The sequence below is a fragment of the Micromonospora sp. FIMYZ51 genome, assembly GCF_038246755.1.
Classification (GTDB): Bacteria; Actinomycetota; Actinomycetes; order Mycobacteriales; family Micromonosporaceae; genus Micromonospora.
The window spans coordinates 923,087-941,925 of record NZ_CP134706.1; the positions used below are offsets into that span (position 1 = coordinate 923,087).

Genomic DNA, 18,839 nt, shown 5'->3' on the forward strand with positions numbered 1-18,839 from the left:
CCCGCTGCGGGCATCATCGGATCCCATGAGGACGGCCGCCGAGACCGAGGTCCGGCGGCCGTCCGCCGTCCGGGCGCTCACCACCCTGCTCGCGGTCACCGCCGCGGCCACCGTCGTGGTCGAGGTACTCAACTGGTGGTACGCGCCGGAACAGGGCTTCGGTCTCGCGGTACGCACCGGCTGGGCGATGCTGCGTTCGTTCGGCTTCCTGCTGTTGATCGGGCATGTCCGCCGGGGGCGTACGGTGGCCCGCCCGCTGGGCCTGATCCTCGCCATCACCACCGTGTTCGCCGTCGGCCGGCTGATCGTGCCCCGGCACGGCGTGCCACCGCTGCCGGGACTGCTGGGCTTCGCCCTGCTCACCGCGCTCTGCGTCGCCGTGGTCTGGCTGCTGTACCGGTCCTCGGCCGTGGCCGGGCACCTGGTGCGGCACCGCGCCCGGCTGGTCATCGACCGGTCCGGCATCTCCTGGCGGGAACTGCCGCCCCGCCGGCCGGAAGCCAGCGCCTGGCTGCTGACCAGTCGGGTGGCGGCGTTCACGTACAGCCCGCTGATGCTGGTACCGGCCCTGGTCGCCGGGGCGGCGATCCTGGACGGCCGACTGTTCGCCGTCCCCGCGGTGCTGTTCTGGCTGGGCGCCGGCATCGCGACCAGCTACCTGGTGCTGTTCTGCACCGCCTTCCTGCTGCGTGGCCGACGCTGGGCCGGCACCCTGCTGGTGGTGATCACCGTCGGCGTGCTCGCCGTCGACCTGCCCCTGTGCTGGTGGCTGCTCGGTGTCGACGGCCTGGTCCGCGACGGCGCACCGCTTGTCGCCGCCGCCGGTCTCGCCGTCTACGGCGTACGCCGGGCCGCCCGCGTGACCGACGAAGCCGCGCCGCGCTGACCACCCCCTCCGGCCGCCACCTGCCACCGCAACACGCTTTGCTCTGCTTCAACCGGCGCGCCAAATTCGCGACCATTGCGGTGCGTGGGTTGACGCAGAGCAAGGGGCCATCGGGGGGTACGGGAGGAGGGGCCGTGCGCGACGAGTTCGACGTGGTGGTGGTCGGGGCGGGGCCGGCCGGAGCGGCTGCCGCGCTGGCCGCCCGTCGGGCGGGAGGTGAGGTGCTGTTGCTGGACCGCGCCGACTTTCCCCGCGACAAGGCGTGCGGTGACGGCATCGCCGCGCACGCGCTGGACGTACTCGCCGAACTGGGGGTGTCCGACGCCGTGGCCGGTTACCCGCCGGTGCCGGCGCTGCGGCTGGTCGCGCCCGGGGGTGCCGCGGTGGCCCGGGCGCTGCCGAGGCCCGCGTACACGGTGCCGCGTCAGGTCTTCGACGCCCGGCTGGTGACGGCGGCGGTGGGTGCCGGTGCGCTGCTGCGTCGCCGGGCGGTACGCCGGGTCGAACTGCGGCCCGAGCGGGTGGTGCTCGACGGCGAGATCTCCGCGCGGGTGCTTGTCGGCGCGGACGGTGCCGGGTCCGTCGTGCGCCGGGCGTTGGGCGAGCGGGCCAATCCCGACCGGCACCTGGCGCTGGCGATCCGGGGCTACGCACCCGCACCCGCCGGTCCGCCGGTACAACTCATCGTCACCTCGGCCGCGCGTTGGCCGGCGTACGCCTGGTCGTTTCCGATCGGCGACGGCCGCGCGAACGTGGGCTACGGGGAGGTGCTGCGGGGCGAGGCGCTGAGCCGGGCGCACCTGCTCGACCGGCTCGCCGCCCTGCTGCCCGACCTCGAACCGGCGGCGGTGACCGGGTTGCGGGCCCATCACCTGCCGCTGTCGACGTTCCGGCCGGTACCCGGCAGCGGTCGGGTACTGCTCGCCGGGGACGCGCTGTCGTTGATCAACCCGTTCACCGGTGAGGGGATCTTCTACGCGCTGCGCTCAGGTGCCCTGGCCGGCGCGGCGGCGACAAGCGCGCCCGAGCAGGCCGCCCGGTGGTACGCGCGGGCGCTGCGGCGCCGGCTCGGCAGCCATCTGCGGCACAGTTCGGTGGCGGCCTGGTTGGCCCGGCACGACCGAATCGTCGATGCGGCGGTGCAGGCGGCCCGCCGGGACGAGCGGGTCTTCGGCACGGTGGTCGAACTGGGCCTGGGCGACGGACTGCTGGACGCTCGTACGCTCGCCCTGATCGCGCTCGGCCTCTCGGCGCGCCGTCGGCCACCGGGGCGCTGATCGGCGCGGGGGCTCGCTACCCTGCAAGTGATGACTCTGCGGAAACTTCTCTACTCCGTCTACGAGCGGCGGCTGACGGCCAAGCTCGCGGGCCGTCCGGTGCCCCGCCACGTGGGCGTGATGTGCGACGGCAACCGCAGGTGGGCCCGGGAGATGGGCTTCGTCGATCCGAACGACGGGCACCGGATGGGTGCCGAGCGGATCAAGGAACTGCTGCGCTGGTGCGATGCCGCCGGCGTGGGCCACGTGACGCTCTGGCTGCTCTCCACGGACAACCTCTCCCGGCCGGCGGCGGAGCTGGATCCGCTACTCAAGATCATTGAGGATCTGACCACCGAGCTGGCCGAGGAGGGCAATCCCTGGCGGCTGCGGATGGTGGGCGCGCTCGACGTCCTGCCCACGGGCCTCGCGACGGCCCTCAAGGCCGCCGAGGAGCGGACCCGGGAACGCTCCGGCAGCGCCCAGGTCAACATCGCGGTCGGGTACGGCGGCCGGCGGGAGATCGCCGACGCGGTGCGCTCGCTACTGCTCGAACACGCCGCGAACGGCGGCACGCTTGAGGAACTGGCCGGGTCGCTCGACGTCGACGACATCTCGGAGCACCTCTACACCCGCGGCCTGCCGGATCCGGATCTGATCATCCGGACCAGCGGGGAGCAGCGCCTGTCCGGCTTCATGCTCTGGCAGTCGGCACACTCGGAGTTCTACTTCTGCGAACTCAACTGGCCGGATTTCCGCCGCGTCGACTTCCTCCGCGCACTGCGCTCGTACGCCACCCGGCAGCGCCGCTACGGTGTCTGAGCCGTCCGGGCAGCGCCGCTCCGGCGTCTGGGCCGTCCCAGCCGCGCCGCTACGGCGTCTGAGCCGTCCGGGCAGCTCTGGGCCGTCCCCAGGCCGCCCGCGCCTCAGCTGAGCTGGTGCGCGGCGGAGGTGAGGAAGTCGCCGAGCGCGGCCGGTGAGTCGATGGTCAGGTCAGCGGCCTCGGCGACCTCGTGCCCGGTCTCCGGGTTGGCGACGGCAACGCAGACGCCCAGGAAGTTCGCATCGGCGGCGGCGCGGGCGCGCAGCGCGGCGAACGCCTTGATGTCGGAGACGTCATCGCCGAAATACCAGGCTCCGCTCGCCCCCTGCACCAGCTCGTCGATCACCATGCCCTTGTCCCGGTCGACCGGCGGCTTGACCTCCAGCACCATCCGCCCGACCTGAACCCGCAGGCCGAGGCGTTCGGCCTGGGCGTTGCCCCACTCCTCGACGGTGGCGGCGAGCTGCGGTGCGGTACGCCAGTGCAGGGCCACGGAGAGTCGCTTGTACTCCACCAGGGCACCGGCTGGCAGTTCGGCGCGGGCCAGTTCGGCGAGTTCGGCCATGGTGGGTACCCACGGCAGGGCAGCCGGCTCGGTGACGGTGGCACCGCCGGAGTGGCTGTGCTCCAGCCCGTAGAGCCCGTAGAGGTCGACGCCGGTCAGCCCGCCGAAGTGTGCCCGGAGGAACTCCACCGGCCGGGCGGAGACGATCGCGATCCGGCGTACCACCGGGGCGAGTGCCTCGATGGCGGCCAGCACCTTCGGCGCGGGCTGTACCTGTGTCGGATCGTCGGCGACCGGCGCGAGTGTGCCGTCGAAGTCGAAGAAGAGAACGGTCTCGGCCGCCCGGTCGGCGGTGGTTCGCCAGGCCAGGTCGGCGTTCAGCGGGATCTTCGGCTGGGGATTGCCCAGATTCAACGGCGGCACGGGCGACAGCGTACCCCGGGTTCCGCCGGTCAATCCCGGCGTGAACCTGCTTGCAAAAGCGGGCGGGATCAGCGTTCGGCGGCTCCGCGTCCCCGTCGTCCGAACGGCACCACGGCCGCCTCCTGACCGTGGTTGAGCAGGTAACCCTCGACGAATCCGGCGTTCCGGTCCCCGGTGTGTGTCTCGATTTCCCGCAGCCGCTCCACCAGGAACTCGGTGAGGGCGGTGAGCCGGTCGTTGAGTCGGTCGTGCAGCTCGGCGACCACGGCCAGGACGATCGAGGTGCCGGCGGTGACCAGCGTGAAGAGGTTGACGAGCAGGGGTAACTGCCCGCCGTTCAGGGCCAGGGTCACCGCGTTTCCGGTGACGCAGAGCGTCAACGAGACCGTCGTGACCACGACTGCCATCCATTTCAGGGTCATGAGAGACCCCCTTCTGTCCCGCAGGGCTGGGTTCGGCCTTGTCCCGTCCCCCCGCCGACGACGAGCCCAAGCAGTACGAATACGGACGCTAGCGCGCCCGTTCCGGCCCCGTAGCGAAACGAATGATCCTGACCTGCCGTTCTTTCGCCATCTGAGGAACTAGCCGGCCGCGTCCCCTCGTTTTCGGACACCAGTCGGGAGAGTCGGGCGATATGCGAGGTAACGAATGGTTTCTCTGATGTGGAACTTCTCCGCATCCGATACGCCGGGATCGACCAGCCGGCGCAGCAGCGCCTCGACGTCGGGGTCCATCGGCGGCGGCGGTGGGGCGTCGCGGCGGGCGGCGTTGCTGTCCCAGCCCAGCGCCGCGAAGGCGGTCGCGGGGTCGAGCCCAAGGCCCTGGCAGAACGCGACCACCCGTTCGGCCGCCGGGTCGCTGGCCCAGTCGCCGCGTACCCAGCGGTTGATCGTCTGGCGTGAGACGCCGGTGCGCCGGGACACCTCGGTGCCGCTCCAGGCCCGGGTCGCGCGGGCCTCGGCGAGGGCCTGTCGGACGAAGGTGGCGAAGGCGATCTTCCGTGCGTTGGCCGTCTCGGTCACCCCGTGACCGTACGGCCGGGCGGCCCAACCGGAGGGGCCCGGCACGCCTCTGTCACGCTTGCGTGACGTCATCGGTGGCTGTCGGGTTACTGATGTAGCACTGTCTTTGAGGGGTCCCACCTGGGCAGAATAGATGTGCGTGGAGGTGGGGGCAAACAGCGAAGAAAGCTGATACTGTCACGTGCATGGGACAACCTACGGTGTGTCACGTGCATGAGACGAGCGCTCGTTGCCAGCGTCACGCGCCCGGTTCGAGGGGGGTGCGGTGACCGAACTCGCCACCCGCGCCCAGGCGTTCAGCCTGGTCGCAGCGGGCGTCGCGGCCGGGTTGAGCGCACCCTGGCGCCTCTACCTCGCTCGGGGCTGTCGCTACCTGTCGCTGTGCGTCGGCGACCGGGCCGAATGGAACGCCTGGCGGACCCACCTCGGCTGCCCGGAACTCAGCGTCCGGGTCTACGACGCCGGTGGGGAGATCCGCCGCTCCTCGGTGGCCGAAGTGGTCCTGGACGGCTGCCGGATCAGCGTCGAGTTGGTGGAGGAGATCGGCACCGACGACCTCGACCGGTTGCTGGTCGCCGACCCCACCACGATCGAGCCGGAGGAACGATGAGCGGGGCGCGGGGGATGGGAGCCGCCGGATGAGTCCCCTCCTCGCGATCTTCCTGGTTCTCGTGCTCGCCGCCACCAGCTACGCCGCCGGGCGGCTGCACGGGCAGCTCAGCTACCGCATCGGTTACCGCTTCGGCTACCGACAGGGCTACTTCGACGGTGACCGTGGGGCGTGGAACCGGCGTCGCCGGGAGGCACAGGCCGCCATCGCGTCCGCGCTCGCGGTAAGCGCGCCTCCCGCCACCCGGGTCTCCGCCACGGTGGTCCGGGCGGGCGCGGGCACCACGTACACCGGATCGTCGTTCGCGGAGCCGGCCGCCTCGGTCACCGGACGGCACCCGACCGGCACCCTCGTTCGACGGACCGGCTGAGACCGGTCGCCGGGCCACGGCCCGGGGCAAGCCGCGGCGCACCGTCCAGGCGGACGGTCGCCGTCGGGGTCACGGTCAGAGCGGTGACAGTGGCCCCACCGGCCGGGATGCGCGCAGGGGGCATGCATCCCGGCCGGTTCACTCGGCCACTAGCCGGACGGGTTGCGGGCAGCTAGCGTCTAGGCATGGCGCGGGATTGTCCCGAGCCAGCCGGCCCGCCCGGCCTGCGACCTCGCGCACGGGGCCCGCATCCGACCCCGTGTCCGTCGGGCACCGGAGGAGGCGGACCGCGGGTGGCCGGGTGCCCATCCGCCGGAGCAGGCCTGTGACGACTCGCCGTACGACCGCCGGTGCCGAACAGGGGCCGGCCGCGACTGCCACGACCCGCCGCACCACCCGGAGCCGCCGCACCGCGGCCACCGGGCCGGCCGACCCCAGGGAGCCCCGACCAGCGGGCCAATCCTTCGTCCTGGACACCTCCGTGCTGCTCAGCGATCCAGCGGCGTTCCACCGCTTCGCCGAGCACGAGGTGGTGCTTCCCCTGGTGGTCATCTCCGAACTGGAGGGCAAACGCCATCACCCCGAGCTGGGCTGGTTCGCCCGGCAGTCCCTGCGCATGTTGGACGAGTTGCGGGTCCGCCACGGCCGGCTGGACCGGCCGGTGCCGGCCAACGACGAGGGCGGCACGCTGCGGGTGGAGCTCAACCACACAGACGACGGCGTGCTGCCGCCGGGGTTCCGCAACGAGTCGAACGACGCCCGGATTCTTTCCGTCGCGCTGAACCTCGCTGCCGAGGGCCGGACGGTGACTCTGGTCAGCAAGGACATGCCGCTGCGGGTCAAGGCCGCCTCGGTCGGGTTGTGCGCGGACGAGTACCGGCACGGTCAGGCCAGCGACCCGACCTGGACCGGCATGGCCGAGTTGGAGTTGAGCGAGGAGGCGATCGCCAAGCTCTACGGCGGCGAGACCATCGACGTGGACGCTGCGGCGGGCCTGCCCTGCCACACCGGCCTGGTGTTGCACTCGTCCCGGGGCTCGGCGCTGGGCCGGGTGCTACCGGACAAGACCGTGCGGCTGGTACGCGGCGACCGTGAGGCGTTCGGCGTGCACGGGCGTTCCGCCGAGCAGCGGATCGCCCTCGACCTGCTGCTCGACGAGTCGATCGGCATCGTCTCGCTCGGCGGCCGGGCCGGCACCGGAAAGTCCGCCCTGGCGCTCTGCGCCGGCCTGGAGGCGGTGATGGAGCGCCGCCGGCACAAGAAGGTGATCGTCTTCCGCCCGCTGTACGCCGTCGGCGGCCAGGAGCTGGGCTACCTGCCCGGCTCGGAGTCGGAGAAGATGTCGCCCTGGGCCCAGGCGGTCTTCGACACCCTCGGTGCCGTGGCGCACGAGAACGTGATCGAGGAGGTCGTGTCGCGAGGGCTGCTCGAGGTGCTGCCGCTGACCCACATCCGTGGGCGGAGCCTGCACGACGCCTTCGTCATCGTCGACGAGGCACAGTCGTTGGAGCGTGGGGTGCTGCTGACCGTGCTCTCCCGGATCGGCCAGGGCTCCCGGGTGGTGCTGACCCACGACGTCGCGCAACGGGACAATCTGCGGGTCGGTCGGCACGACGGCGTGACCGCGGTGATCGAAGCGCTGAAGGGCCATCAGCTCTTCGCGCACGTCACGTTGAGCCGTTCGGAGCGGTCGCCGATCGCCGCGATGGTGACGGATCTACTCGAAGACATCCCATGATGATGCCCGAATTAGGGCCTTTTGTGCCGATTATTTGAGTGACCCACGTCACAATTGATCGTGACCGTTTCCCATCAGCCTCACTGTGCGCGATTGTGTCCCACGGGCGCCCACGCACCATGCGTACCGCTGGTGATCGTCCACCCCACCCGGGGCGGACGGCTCGCCGGTAGGCGGATCGGTGCGTCGACGGTGACCGGCATCGCCGGTCGCGGGCGCTCGTGGCGCGCTTCGGCCCGGTGTGGGCCGTGGTCACGCCGCGTCCCTGACCCCGACGAAGGGATCACTTCGTGAGTCGGCCCTGGAGCCGGTTCGCCGCCCGTGGCGCAGCAGTCGCGCTGCTCTCCGTAGGCGTGGCCGGCGGTTTTTACCTCACCGAGGACCGCCAGTCGCAGCGCCCGGGTCCCGGGGCGCAGGTGGCCGGCACAGTAACCCAGATCGACGTCGATTACCGGCAGGAGCAGCAGGTCTCCCGTCAGGTACGGGCGGTTCGACAGCAGGCGACCGAGGCCCGGCAGCGGGCCCGTGCCGCCGCCGAGAAGGCCCGGAAGGCCGAGGAGGCGGCGCGTAAGAAGGCCGCGGAGGAGAAGGCGGCCAAGGAGGCCGCTGAGGCCGCCGCAAAGGCCCTCAAGCCGTACGACGGCCCGGTGCCGGCCTCCTGCAAGGAGTACAGCGGCCACCGGAAGACCGGCTGCGCCCTGATGATCGACGCAGGCTTCAAGATCGACCAGTTCCCCTGTCTGGACAAGCTCTGGAACAAGGAGAGCGGCTGGAACCCGAAGGCCCACAACCGGTCTTCCGGGGCGTACGGGATTCCGCAGGCGCTACCGGGCAACAAAATGGCCTCGGTCGGCGACGACTGGCAGACCAACCCGGTGACCCAGATCAAGTGGGGTCTCGGCTACATCGAGGGTCGCTACAACACCCCGTGCAGCGCGTGGACGCACTCGCAGAACAAGGGCTGGTACTGACCTGACCGCGACGACGGGCGGGGGCTCCGGGGCGACCCGGTTCCCCGCCCGTCGTTCTGCCTGGCCCCGAGCATGCCCCGGTCGTACCGGCGGATGGCGCAACCGGACGGGGCCGGGCCGGGACGCGACCGGTTAGGAATGCCCCGGACGGGCGGTGGGCCGTCCCGGGCGGGACGAAAAGTGGCGGCTGCCGGCGTTTGCTGATAGCTGTTGTCAGGTGACCCTGCAACCGGGAAATGGCGACCCGCACCAGTTCGGCACCGCGGCCTTCTACGCGTCCATCGGCCGGGCCTTCGTCGCCATGTGCGCGGTGGTGCCGGTGCTGTTCCTGATCGAGGGCCTCGACCAGTGGCTCGGTGCCGGGTTCGACGCCGCCGCCGGCATCATCCCGCAGCGCATCGACGGCCTGGACGGCGTCTTCTTCTCGCCGTTCCTGCACCACGGCTTCGACCACCTCTACAGCAACAGCATTCCGCTGATCCTGCTCGGCACCTTCGTGCTGGCCGCGGGCGCCCGCCGGTTCCTCTGGTCCACCCTGGTGATCGTGCTGGTGAGCGGGCTGGGCGTGTGGTTCACCGGGTCACCCAGCACGATCGTGGTGGGGGCCAGCGGGGTGATCTTCGGCTACCTCGGCATCCTGCTGACCCGGGGCATCTTCGAGCGGAGCTGGTGGAACTTCGCCGTCTTCCTGCTGGTCGGGCTCCTCTACGGCGGCCAGCTGGTCGGCGTCCTGCCGACCGACGAGCGGATCTCCTGGCAGGGGCACCTGTTCGGGCTGCTGGGCGGCATCGTGGCGGCGATCATCTTCCGCCGTCGTCGGCCCGATCTCGACGGGCCCTACCGGTCCGAGTCGCCGATGACCATGCCCTGAGCGCAGCTCGCCCGCCGGCCGACGCCGCGCCCATCGCCGGGTCGCCGCCACCGCCGGCCGGGCCGACGTGATCCGGTCAGGTCCGTCCCGCGCGCCGGCGGTCGCCCGGTCCCGCGCGCCGGCCGCCGCCAGCGGCGAGCGCGACGGCGACAAGGGTGAGCAGGGCCCCGAGTAGGGTGGTCGGATCCGGGCGCGAGGCCGCCGTGGGCAGCAGCACATCCAGCAGTACGGCGCCGATCACCTGGCCGGCGATGGTGGCCAGGCCGAGCAGGAGTACGCCGGTGAGCTGGACCACCGCCGCGGCGACCACGATGAACGCGATACCGATCGGTCCGCCCAGGTAGAGCCAGGGTTCGCTGGGCAGGCTCCCGGGCGGCCGACCGCGTACGGCGAGGCTGACAACGAACGCGAGCAGCAGCACGGTCGTGCCGACTGCGAAATTGACGAACGCGGCGGTCAGGCTGCTGCCGCTGACCACCCGGACCCAGCCGTTCACCGCCTGTTGCCAGGCCACCCCGACGCCGGCCAACAGGGGGAGCACGGCCAGCCCGAGAATCGCCGGATCGCCGAGCCGGTCGCCCACCGCCAGCAGTACCGCGGCCACGGTCAGGACCGCTCCGCCCAGGCGGGCGGCGGTCACCGGTTGCCGGCCGGCCGGACCGATGCCGGCCCGGTCGACGGCCAGACTGCTGCCCGACTGGCCGGCGACCACCGCCACGGTGAACACGGCCACACCGAGGCTGCCGACCGTGGCCCCCTGGGTGGCCACCAGGAATGCTCCGCACGCGCCACCGAGACACTGCCAGGGACGTAGCGTGCCGTTGGTGAGCGCGTCGCGCAGGGCGCGCAGCCCGCGTCGCCCGTGCCGGCTGGCGGGTGCCAGCACCGCCAGGAGCAGCAGGCCCAACCCGAACGAGACGACCGCTGCGGCTATGCCGTCGCCCAGGTGGGCGCCCAGTTCGCCGTTGATCCGTGACTGGCTGGCGACGGCGACCCCGCCGACCATCGCCAACCCCACCGCGCCGGCCCGGCGACGCGCCGACACCGTCGGCGCGGTCACCGTTCCAGCCGTACTCACACCATCACGACTGCTCGGCCAGGGGTCGGCCGTCAAAGTCCACGGCGGAGTAGAGCGCCAGCTTCTCCAACCGGTGGTACGAGTCGATCACGCGGATGGTGCCGCTCTTGGAGCGCATCACGATCGACTGGGTGTACGCGCCACCGGAGCGGTACCGCACGCCGCGCAGCAGGTCGCCGGAGGTGACGCCGGTGGCCACGAAGAAGCAGTTGTCGCCGGTGACCAGGTCGTCGGTGGTGAGCACCCGGTCCAGGTCGTGCCCGGCGGCCAGGGCCTTCTCCCGTTCCGCGTCGTCGCGCGGCCAGAGCTTGGCCTGCATCATCCCGCCCATGCACTTGAGGGCGCAGGCGGCGGTGATGCCCTCCGGCGTACCGCCGATGCCCATCAGCACGTCGACGTCGGACTCGCCGCGGGCGGCGGCGATGGCACCGGCGATGTCCCCGTCGGAGATGAACCGGATTCCCGCGCCGGCCCGGCGGATCTGGTCGATCAGCTCGTCGTGCCGGCTCCGGTCAAGTACGCAGACGGTCACCTCGGACACGTCGGTGCCCTTGACCTTGGCGATCCGGCGCAGGTTCTCGGCGACCCCGGCGTTGATGTCCACGACGTCGGCGTAGATCGGCCCGACGGCGAGCTTCTCCATGTAGAAGACGGCGCTCGGGTCGAACATCGCGCCCCGCTCGGCGACCGCCAGCACCGCCAGGGCGTTCGGCATCCCCTTGCTCATCAGGGTGGTGCCGTCGATCGGGTCGACCGCGACGTCCACCTCCGGGCCGGTGCCGTCGCCGACCTCCTCGCCGTTGAAGAGCATCGGGGCGTTGTCCTTCTCGCCCTCGCCGATCACCACCACACCCCGCATGGGGATCGAGTTGATCAGCTTGCGCATCGCGTCGACGGCGGCGCCGTCGCCGCCCTCCTTGTCGCCTCGGCCGACCCACCGGCCGGCGGCCATCGCCGCCGCCTCGGTGACCCGAACCAGGTCGAGGGCGAGGTTGCGGTCGAGATCCTGTGGGGTACGCGTCCTGGTGGTCGTCATTGAACGGCTCCTCCTCGCGACGGTGCGGGGTTGACCGGGCCGGCTGATCTGGGCATGGGTCGTTCGCCGGCGGTGTTCCTGATCCTCACACGATGGCGGATCCGGGAGCAGGGCGGGGCGGTGATGGGCCGGATACCGCCGGTCGGGCCAGCTGCGAGAATGGCGGGGTGGAACCCGCGCAGCCCGCTGACCGAGCACCCGTGGACCGGCCGACAAGCGACCAGCCGACCGTCGACCGGACGGACGTACCCGAGGAACGACCGCACCCGGCGGCGAGCGCCGTGCCGGCACCGGCCGAGCCCGCCGCGAAGTCCGAGCGATCGCCCCGGGACATGGCCATCTCCCTGCTGGTGCTGCTGGTTCCGATCGTTCTGCTGCTCGCCTTCTACCGGGGATTCCTCGGTGGGGACGAGCCGACCACCGTCGATCCGACGCCGGCCTTCGAGCAGGCGCGGTCGGCCGGGGCGTTCCCGGTGAGCGAACCGACCGGGCTGGGCGAGGGGTGGCGGACCGTAAGGGCCACCTACCGCATGGCGGAGGGCGGCGCGATCCTGCGCGTGGGGTACGTCACACCGGAGGGGCGGGGCCTTCAGGTGGTGCAGAGTGACGTGCCGGCGGAGCAGCTGCTGCCCACCGAGTTGACCAACGAGGGGCAGCCGCAGGGGCAGACCGACCTCGGGACGAGCACCTGGCAGCGGTACACCGCCCGTGGCAACGAGCAGGCGCTGGTTCTGCTTCAGCCGGATCGCACCGTGATCGTGGTCGGGGATGCCCGGGACAACGAGCTTCGGGAGATGGCCACGGCCGTCGACTGAGTGCCCCCCGGATGTCCGGCCGATCCGTTACGCTCCCCGGGTTCGATGCCCGGCCGGCGTTGGCCGGGCCGTTTTTTCCGGTTGAAGAGAGACAATCTGTGAACATTCGACGCTGGAGCGTGGGCGTCATCGCCGCCACGCTGCTCGTTCCCGGCGTAGCCGCCTGCAACTCCGGCACCACCGAGACGCCGGCTGCCGGCTCGTCCGCGCCGGCCGTCCCAGCCGACCCGAAGGAGGCGCTTGTCGCCTCCACCAAGGGCCTGGCGGAGGGCAACTACACCTTCAACATCACCGCCGACTCGATGAGCGGCAAGGGTGTCTTCCACAAGCCAAGCAACAGCGCCCAGATGGCGATGAACATGGACGTCGAGGGCATCAGCTTCGACTTCGAGCTCATCCAGATCCAGCCGGACACCTGGCTCAAGGTCGACCTGGGCGAGCTGTTCGCCGGGGTGCCCGGCATGGAGGCGATGAAGGACAAGTACCAGCACCTCGACGCCGCCAAGGCCGGCCAGAACAAGAACCTCGACCTGCTGAGCGACGGCACCGACCCGGCCGACGCGGCGGCGATGTTCCAGGGTGTCACCGAGGTGCAGAAGACCGGCGAGGGCGCGTACAGCGGCAAGGTCGACCTCACTGCGGTGAAGGACTCGGTCGCCGCCGACGAGGACATGCTCAAGGCGCTGGGTGACCAGGCCAAGGCGATCCCCTTCACCGCGAAGCTGGACTCCGAGGGTCGGCTGACCGAGCTGGTCATCTCCGTGCCTGCGGCCGGCGAGATCAAGGCGCAGGACATCAAGATCAACTACGCCGACTACGGTGCCGCACCCACCGTGCAGAAGCCGTCGGCGGACCAGGTCATCGAGGCCAACGAGCAGATCTACGACATGTTCAAGTAGGCCGTACGGCAGTACCGGACGGGGGCGGGCTCGGCTCGCCCCCGTTTCGCGTCCGTGGTGCCGTGGCATGCCGGCGGCCCGACCGGGCTTGGCGTGGCGTCGATGTGCCGTCGGGGCTCCGGGTGATTGCGCGAGCCGCCAGCAGGGAACAAGGCAGGTGAGCCTCCGGCGCGTGCCGCGTCGGCCAACCCTGCTGGGAGACATCGATGAGCGTACGACGACTGAGCGCCGGTCTCATGGCCGCCGCGCTGCTCACGCCCGGAGTTGCCGCCTGTGCCACCACCGGCGACGGTACGGCCGGGCCCACTGCCACACCCTCCGCCACGGTCACCGGCACCGCCGCCGCGCCGGAGGGGGACGCGGCGGCCAAGCAGGCGTTGCTGGACTCGACGCGGGAGATCGGCAACGGCAACTTCCGGTTCCGGATGTCCGGTGCCGGATCGACCGCCGAGGGGCAGGTGCACCAGCCGAGCCAGAGCGCGGAGCTGCGGATGAGCATCGGCGAGGCGGGCGACGACCTGGCGATGACCCTCGACCTCATCCACGCCACGCCGGACAGCTGGGTCAAGCTGGACCTCAGCGGTGCCGCAGCGGCCAGCGTGCCCGGGCGCGACCGGCTCAGCCTCGGCAAGTACCAGCACCTCGACCAGAGCCGGATCAAGGGCAACCGTAATCTCGGCTTCGACTTCGACCAGGTCGACCCGGCCGGCAGCGAGGTGCTCACCCAGGCCGTCACCGAGGTACGCCGTACCGGCGAGGGCGCGTACGCCGGCACCATCGACGTCTCGAAGGCCACCGAGGCCGGATCGCTCGACCAGGGTCTGATCACCGCGCTCGGCGCGCAGGCGAACTCGGTGCCGTTCACCGCGACGACCGATGCGCAGGGGCGGCTCACCGAGCTGGTCCTCCAGATCCCCGCCGCCGGCCAGGTGCAGGCTCAGGAGATCCGGGTCACGTACAGCGACTACGGCAACGCGACCGCCGCGCAGAAGCCCCCGGCCGACCAGGTCGTCGAGGCGCCGCCGGAGCTGTACAACCTCTTCGACTGAGACTCGACCGAGATCGCAGGCACGCGACGAGGTTGGCGAAGTGCGGCGGGGGCGCATCGTCCCCGCCGCTTCGTCGTACCGATCGCTGGATCGCGCCCGATTCCGGTCAGCTGCTCGGGGTGGACCGGGCTGCATCGATGCGGGCGCGGGCGCCGTCGAGCCAGCGCTGGCAGATCACGGCCAGTGCTTCGCCGCGCTCCCAGAGCGCCAGCGACTCTTCCAGCGACGTGCCGCCGGCCTCCAGCCGTTCGACCACCGACGCGAGCTCGGCCCGCGCCTGTTCATAGCTGAGCTGTCCGTCGGCGCCACTGGTCTGCTCATCACTCATCCCACCCATCCCACCCATCCCACCACAACCACCCCCGCACCCACCCCACCCACCCCACCCCCACCCCCACCCCGCACCGCCGATCTTGCACTTTCGGTCGGCGATAGGCGGCTTTTGCCCTTTTTGCGGGGACAGAAACTGCAAGATCGCGTGGGCGTGGGCGTGGGCGTGGGCGTGGGCGTGGGCGTGGGGTGTTAGGGGGTGACGGTGGCGGAGAGGTCGCCCTTGGCCAGGCGTAGGCGCAACGGGGTGCCGGGGGTGGCGTCGGTGGGAGTGCGGACGACGTGGCCGTCGGTGCGCTGCACGATGGCGTACCCCCGGTCGAGGGTGGCGGCGGGGGAGAGCGCGCGGAGCCGGGCCAGCGTGTGCCGTAGGTCGTCATCGGCGGCGGTGAGGCGGTGGGCCAGGCAGCGTTCGGCACGCTGGCGCAAAGCGGCCAGCTCGGTGGCCCGTTGCTCGATCATCACCGCCGGGCGGGCCAGCACCGGCCGCGAGCGCAGCGCGTCGATCCGGTGCGTCTCGCGGTCGACCAGGTTCTGCACCGCCCGGTGCAGCCGGTGTCGGGCCTGGTTGATCAGGCGCAGCTCCTCGGCCAGGTCCGGCACCACCCGCTTGGCGGCGTCGGTGGGCGTCGACGCCCGGACGTCGGCCACGTAGTCGACAAGCGGCGCGTCGGTCTCGTGGCCGATCGCGCTGATCACCGGCGTACGGCAGGCGTACACGGCCCGGCACAGCGCCTCGTCGGAGAAGGGCAGCAGGTCCTCGATGCCGCCCCCGCCCCGGGCCAGGATGATCACGTCGATGCTCGGGTCGGCATCGAGGACCCGGAGTGCGTCCACGATCTGCGGTACGGCGGCAGGCCCCTGGACGGCCACGTTCACGGTCCGGAAGTCCACGGCCGGCCAGCGGCGGCGGGCGTTTGTCAACACGTCGCGTTCGGCGGCGCTGGCCCGGCCGGTGATCAACCCGATCCGCCCCGGCAGGAACGGTGGCCGACGCTTGCGCGCCCGGTCGAACAGCCCTTCGGCGGCGAGCAGCTTCTTCAGCTTCTCCAACCGGGCCAGCAGCTCGCCGAGTCCGACCTGGCGGATCTCGTCGGCGCGGAGGCTGAGCGTGCCCCGAGCGGCGTAGAACTCGGGCTTGGCGTGCAGCACGACGCGGGCACCCTCGCGCAGCTCGGGGGCACCTGAATCGAGTACGTCCCGGTTGGTGGTGACAGTGAGGCTGAGATCGGCCGACGGATCACGCAGGGTGAGGAAGACCGTGTTCGCGCCGGGTCGGCGGCTGATCTGCGCCACCTGTCCGTCGACCCAGACCCAGCCCAGCCGCGCCACCCAGGCGCCGATCTTCTGGCTGACCACCCGCACCGGCCAGGGCTCCTCCGAGCTGCTCGGCGCCGTACCCGTGCCTGGTGCTGACCCGTCCGCGCTCATCCGCTAACCCTAAGGCCGCCCGGCACGCATGGGCGGTGGGCCTGCGCCGGTCGCTCGGCAGGCGCGGGCGGTGGGCCTGCGCCGGTCGCTCGGGAGGCGCGGGCGGTGGGTCCGCGTACGATGAGGGGGTGACTGAGGCTGAGACGACTTCCCGGACCGGCAAGCGCGTGCTCCTGGCCAAGCCCCGCGGCTACTGCGCGGGCGTCGACCGAGCGGTGCAAACCGTCGAGGAGGCGCTCAGGCTCTATGGCGCGCCCATCTACGTACGCAAGCAGATCGTGCACAACAAGCACGTGGTGCGGACGCTGGAGGCCAAGGGTGCGATCTTCGTGGAGGAGAACGAGGAGGTGCCCGAGGGCGCCACGGTGATCTTCTCCGCGCACGGCGTGGCGCCCGAGGTCTACGAGCAGGCGAAGCAGCGGTCGCTGAAGGCGATCGACGCGACCTGCCCGCTGGTGACGAAGGTGCATCACGAGGCGAAGCGGTTCGCCGCCGAGGACTACGACATCCTGCTCATCGGTCATGAGGGCCACGAGGAGGTCATCGGCACCTCGGGCGAGGCGCCGGAGCACATCCAGCTGGTGGATGGCCCGGAGGACGCCGACCGGATCACCGTGCGGGACCCGAACAAGGTCGTCTGGCTGTCGCAGACGACGCTCTCGGTGGACGAGACGATGGAGACGGTGGCCCGGCTGAAGAAGCGGCTGCCGATGCTCCAGTCGCCGCCCAGCGACGACATCTGTTACGCCACCAGCAACCGGCAGCACGTGGTCAAGGAGATCGCGGCGGAGTGTGACGTGGTGATCGTCGTCGGCTCGCGCAACTCCTCCAACTCGGTACGGCTGGTCGAGGTGGCGCTGGACGCCGGGGCCCGCGCCGGGCACCTGGTCGACTTCGCCCACGAGATCGACGACGCCTGGCTGACCGACGCGCAGACGGTGGGTCTGACCTCGGGTGCGAGTGTGCCCGAGGAACTGGTCCAGGAGGTGCTGACGCACCTCGCCGAGCGTGGCTTCACCGACGTGGAGGAGGTGGTGACCGCCAACGAGCGGCTCACCTTCTCGCTGCCGCAGGAACTCAAGCGCGACATGAAGGCCGCTGCGGCGGGCCGCGCCTGATCCGTACCGCCCGCTGGGAACGATCGGCCCGCCCACCACGTCAGAGCAGGCATGAGGACCATTCGGATCGCCGCCGCCGCGCTGATCGTCTGCACGGCGCTCACCGCCTGCGCCGGTCAGGACGCCGGAGGCGGCTCCGCCGCCCCGACCCCGACGGAGGCATCACCCGTGACCGAGCTGCCCACCCCGGATCCGACCGGCCCCCTCCCGCAGCCCACCGACCCGGTGAACCCTCCCGCGCAGCCCGGCCACCCCGGCAAGGGCGCGGTCACTCCGCCCCGGCCGACCGCGACAACTGAGCTGACCCTGACCGGCCGGATCGAGGCCGGTGTCGAGCCCGGTTGCCTCCTGCTCGACGGGTACCTGCTGCTCGGCGGCCCTCGCGAGGTGCTGACCGCCGGTGCCACCGTGACGGTGACCGGTAAACCCGCGCCGGGCCTGATGACCACCTGCCAACAGGGCACCCCCTTCCAGGTGGCATCCGCCAAACGCGCCTGACCGCACCCCCACCCGGTTTGATCATGAGGTTAGCGGCACTTGTCGATATTCAAAGTGCCGCTAACCTCATGGTCGACTGAGGAGGTGTCGGGGCCGGCTGGCAGGATGCGTCGATGCGTTCCCGATCGTTGCTCCTCTGTGCAGCGGGCGTCCTGTCCGTGGTCCATGTGGTGGGCGTACTCACCAACGAGCCGATTCTGCGCCAGGCCGAGGTGGCGGCGTTGTTGCTGCTCCTGGCGTACGCGCTGCTCGCCGGGCGACTGTCGCCACGCTGGGCGCTGCCGGCGGCGCTCGCCGTGCTGGTTGTCGACGCGTCCCGGACGATGCCCGCCGATCCCGCCGACGGCCGTCGCTGGCAGATGTTCTGGTCCACGGCACCGCCCGACGTGACCGTGGGGCTACGCACGGGACTTCAACCGACCTGGGCAGCCCTGGTCGCCGTGTTGCTGTTGCTGCTGATGGTGGCGCGGTGGCCTGGTCGGCGGCCGAGCCGGCCGATCCTGGTCGGTCTGGCGCTGGTCGCCGTGACGGTGACCGGGTACGCGGTACTCGGGCTGGTCGAGGTGCGCCGCGCCGCGTCGGACGTGGCTGCCTGGCGACCCGACGACCACGGCTGGCAGTCCGACAGCACCCTGGTGGCTGCCGTGGCCATCCTGCCGCCGCTGGCGCTCGTGCTCGGCGTACTCGTGCTGGCCGCGATGCTGATCGCGCGAGGACGTCGACTGGCCGCCGGTGGCGCCGGACTGCTGGCCGTGGCCGCCCTGCTCCACCTCGACGTGGCCCTCGCCGCACACACCTCGCTGCCGTATTCGGCGAGCCGGGGTGTGCTGTTCACCGACGCGTTCGTCGTCACCGGCTCCACCGACGCCTTCACCCTGGCCACAGTGCCGGCCCTGACCATCGTCGCCGAACTGGCCGGTTACCTGCTGCTCGTGGTCGGCCTCAGCGGTGGCGGCCCGGCACGGACCCGGCCGGCGGGCGAAGCAGCAGCGCCGGCCGGTGGCTGAGCGAGCGGCTCATCCGGCGGGTGGGGCAGGGCGTCGGGTAGCGGCAGCGGATTGCGCCGCCGGGTGACAGACGGGAGCCCGCCCCCGGAGATCCGGGGACGGG

Annotated in this window: 21 protein-coding genes; 14 read left to right on the top strand and 7 right to left on the bottom strand. The window is 71.5% G+C overall.

Features of this window, described 5'->3' with window-relative positions:
* Positions 1 to 25: 25 nt before the first annotated feature.
* From QQG74_RS04495 to QQG74_RS04505, 3 genes are all read left to right on the top strand, one after another.
* Complete coding sequence (locus QQG74_RS04495) at positions 26 to 886, top strand: hypothetical protein (RefSeq protein ID WP_341719029.1); 861 nt, start codon at positions 26 to 28, stop codon at positions 884 to 886.
* 134 nt (positions 887 to 1,020) lie between these two features.
* Positions 1,021 to 2,163 (top strand): geranylgeranyl reductase family protein, encoded by a 1,143-nt coding sequence (locus QQG74_RS04500; RefSeq protein ID WP_341719030.1) that lies wholly within the window; start codon positions 1,021 to 1,023, stop codon positions 2,161 to 2,163.
* 30 nt (positions 2,164 to 2,193) lie between these two features.
* On the top strand, positions 2,194 to 2,964 hold the full coding sequence (locus tag QQG74_RS04505; protein ID WP_341719031.1) for an isoprenyl transferase: 771 nt from the start codon (positions 2,194 to 2,196) through the stop codon (positions 2,962 to 2,964).
* Positions 2,965 to 3,068: 104 nt separating this feature from the next.
* On the opposite strand, the gene otsB is transcribed toward QQG74_RS04505, so the two are convergent.
* From otsB to QQG74_RS04520, 3 genes are all read right to left on the bottom strand, one after another.
* Positions 3,069 to 3,893, bottom strand: a complete 825-nt coding sequence (otsB, locus tag QQG74_RS04510; protein ID WP_341719032.1) for a trehalose-phosphatase — start codon at positions 3,891 to 3,893, stop codon at positions 3,069 to 3,071.
* A 68-nt stretch (positions 3,894 to 3,961) separates the two neighbouring features.
* Positions 3,962 to 4,315 (bottom strand): hypothetical protein, encoded by a 354-nt coding sequence (locus tag QQG74_RS04515; RefSeq protein ID WP_341719033.1) that lies wholly within the window; start codon positions 4,313 to 4,315, stop codon positions 3,962 to 3,964.
* A gap of 159 nt (positions 4,316 to 4,474) precedes the next feature.
* Positions 4,475 to 4,915, bottom strand: a complete 441-nt coding sequence (locus QQG74_RS04520) for a helix-turn-helix transcriptional regulator (RefSeq protein ID WP_341719034.1) — start codon at positions 4,913 to 4,915, stop codon at positions 4,475 to 4,477.
* 265 nt (positions 4,916 to 5,180) lie between these two features.
* Between QQG74_RS04520 and QQG74_RS04525 the strand changes: the two genes are divergently transcribed.
* The 5 genes from QQG74_RS04525 (at position 5,181) to QQG74_RS04545 (ending at position 9,475) form a co-directional block, all read left to right on the top strand.
* A complete protein-coding gene (locus QQG74_RS04525) occupies positions 5,181 to 5,525 on the top strand; it encodes a hypothetical protein (RefSeq protein ID WP_341721130.1) in 345 nt (114 codons plus the stop codon).
* A gap of 28 nt (positions 5,526 to 5,553) precedes the next feature.
* Positions 5,554 to 5,895 carry a hypothetical protein gene (locus QQG74_RS04530; protein ID WP_341719035.1) on the top strand — a complete coding sequence of 114 codons (342 nt, stop codon included), beginning with the start codon at positions 5,554 to 5,556 and terminating at the stop codon, positions 5,893 to 5,895.
* A gap of 325 nt (positions 5,896 to 6,220) precedes the next feature.
* Positions 6,221 to 7,633: a PhoH family protein gene (locus tag QQG74_RS04535; protein WP_341719036.1), complete on the top strand. Its 1,413-nt coding sequence runs from the start codon at positions 6,221 to 6,223 to the stop codon at positions 7,631 to 7,633.
* Between the two features lie 290 nt (positions 7,634 to 7,923).
* Positions 7,924 to 8,604, top strand: a complete 681-nt coding sequence (locus QQG74_RS04540) for a transglycosylase SLT domain-containing protein (RefSeq protein WP_341719037.1) — start codon at positions 7,924 to 7,926, stop codon at positions 8,602 to 8,604.
* A gap of 217 nt (positions 8,605 to 8,821) precedes the next feature.
* A complete protein-coding gene (locus tag QQG74_RS04545) occupies positions 8,822 to 9,475 on the top strand; it encodes a rhomboid family intramembrane serine protease (protein ID WP_341719038.1) in 654 nt (217 codons plus the stop codon).
* A gap of 76 nt (positions 9,476 to 9,551) precedes the next feature.
* Here QQG74_RS04545 and QQG74_RS04550 read toward each other — a convergent pair whose 3' ends face one another.
* Both QQG74_RS04550 and glpX read right to left on the bottom strand, forming a co-directional pair.
* Positions 9,552 to 10,481: a DMT family transporter gene (locus QQG74_RS04550; protein WP_341721131.1), complete on the bottom strand. Its 930-nt coding sequence runs from the start codon at positions 10,479 to 10,481 to the stop codon at positions 9,552 to 9,554.
* 76 nt (positions 10,482 to 10,557) lie between these two features.
* A complete protein-coding gene (glpX, locus tag QQG74_RS04555; RefSeq protein WP_341719039.1) occupies positions 10,558 to 11,589 on the bottom strand; it encodes a class II fructose-bisphosphatase in 1,032 nt (343 codons plus the stop codon).
* A 167-nt stretch (positions 11,590 to 11,756) separates the two neighbouring features.
* On the opposite strand from glpX, the gene QQG74_RS04560 reads away from it, so the two are divergent.
* The 3 genes from QQG74_RS04560 to QQG74_RS04570 all read left to right on the top strand — a co-directional run bounded on the left by QQG74_RS04560 (position 11,757) and on the right by QQG74_RS04570 (position 14,352).
* Positions 11,757 to 12,404, top strand: coding sequence for a DUF4245 domain-containing protein (locus QQG74_RS04560; RefSeq protein WP_341719040.1), 648 nt, complete (start codon positions 11,757 to 11,759; stop codon positions 12,402 to 12,404).
* A gap of 98 nt (positions 12,405 to 12,502) precedes the next feature.
* Positions 12,503 to 13,303 carry a hypothetical protein gene (locus QQG74_RS04565; protein ID WP_341719041.1) on the top strand — a complete coding sequence of 267 codons (801 nt, stop codon included), beginning with the start codon at positions 12,503 to 12,505 and terminating at the stop codon, positions 13,301 to 13,303.
* 206 nt (positions 13,304 to 13,509) lie between these two features.
* Entirely contained in the window at positions 13,510 to 14,352 is an 843-nt protein-coding gene (locus tag QQG74_RS04570; RefSeq protein WP_341719042.1) for a hypothetical protein, read from the top strand.
* Positions 14,353 to 14,458: 106 nt separating this feature from the next.
* Here the strand turns inward: QQG74_RS04570 and QQG74_RS04575 are convergent, their stop codons facing one another.
* On the bottom strand, positions 14,459 to 14,680 hold the full coding sequence (locus QQG74_RS04575; RefSeq protein ID WP_341719043.1) for an exodeoxyribonuclease VII small subunit: 222 nt from the start codon (positions 14,678 to 14,680) through the stop codon (positions 14,459 to 14,461).
* Between the two features lie 194 nt (positions 14,681 to 14,874).
* On the bottom strand, positions 14,875 to 16,113 hold the full coding sequence (gene xseA / locus QQG74_RS04580; RefSeq protein ID WP_341719044.1) for an exodeoxyribonuclease VII large subunit: 1,239 nt from the start codon (positions 16,111 to 16,113) through the stop codon (positions 14,875 to 14,877).
* Between the two features lie 128 nt (positions 16,114 to 16,241).
* On the opposite strand from xseA, the gene QQG74_RS04585 reads away from it, so the two are divergent.
* The 3 genes from QQG74_RS04585 (at position 16,242) to QQG74_RS04595 (ending at position 18,736) form a co-directional block, all read left to right on the top strand.
* A complete protein-coding gene (locus QQG74_RS04585) occupies positions 16,242 to 17,231 on the top strand; it encodes a 4-hydroxy-3-methylbut-2-enyl diphosphate reductase (RefSeq protein WP_341719045.1) in 990 nt (329 codons plus the stop codon).
* Between the two features lie 51 nt (positions 17,232 to 17,282).
* A complete protein-coding gene (locus QQG74_RS04590; protein ID WP_341719046.1) occupies positions 17,283 to 17,729 on the top strand; it encodes a hypothetical protein in 447 nt (148 codons plus the stop codon).
* Between the two features lie 113 nt (positions 17,730 to 17,842).
* Positions 17,843 to 18,736: a hypothetical protein gene (locus QQG74_RS04595; RefSeq protein ID WP_341719047.1), complete on the top strand. Its 894-nt coding sequence runs from the start codon at positions 17,843 to 17,845 to the stop codon at positions 18,734 to 18,736.
* The last annotated feature ends 103 nt before the right edge of the window (positions 18,737 to 18,839 follow it).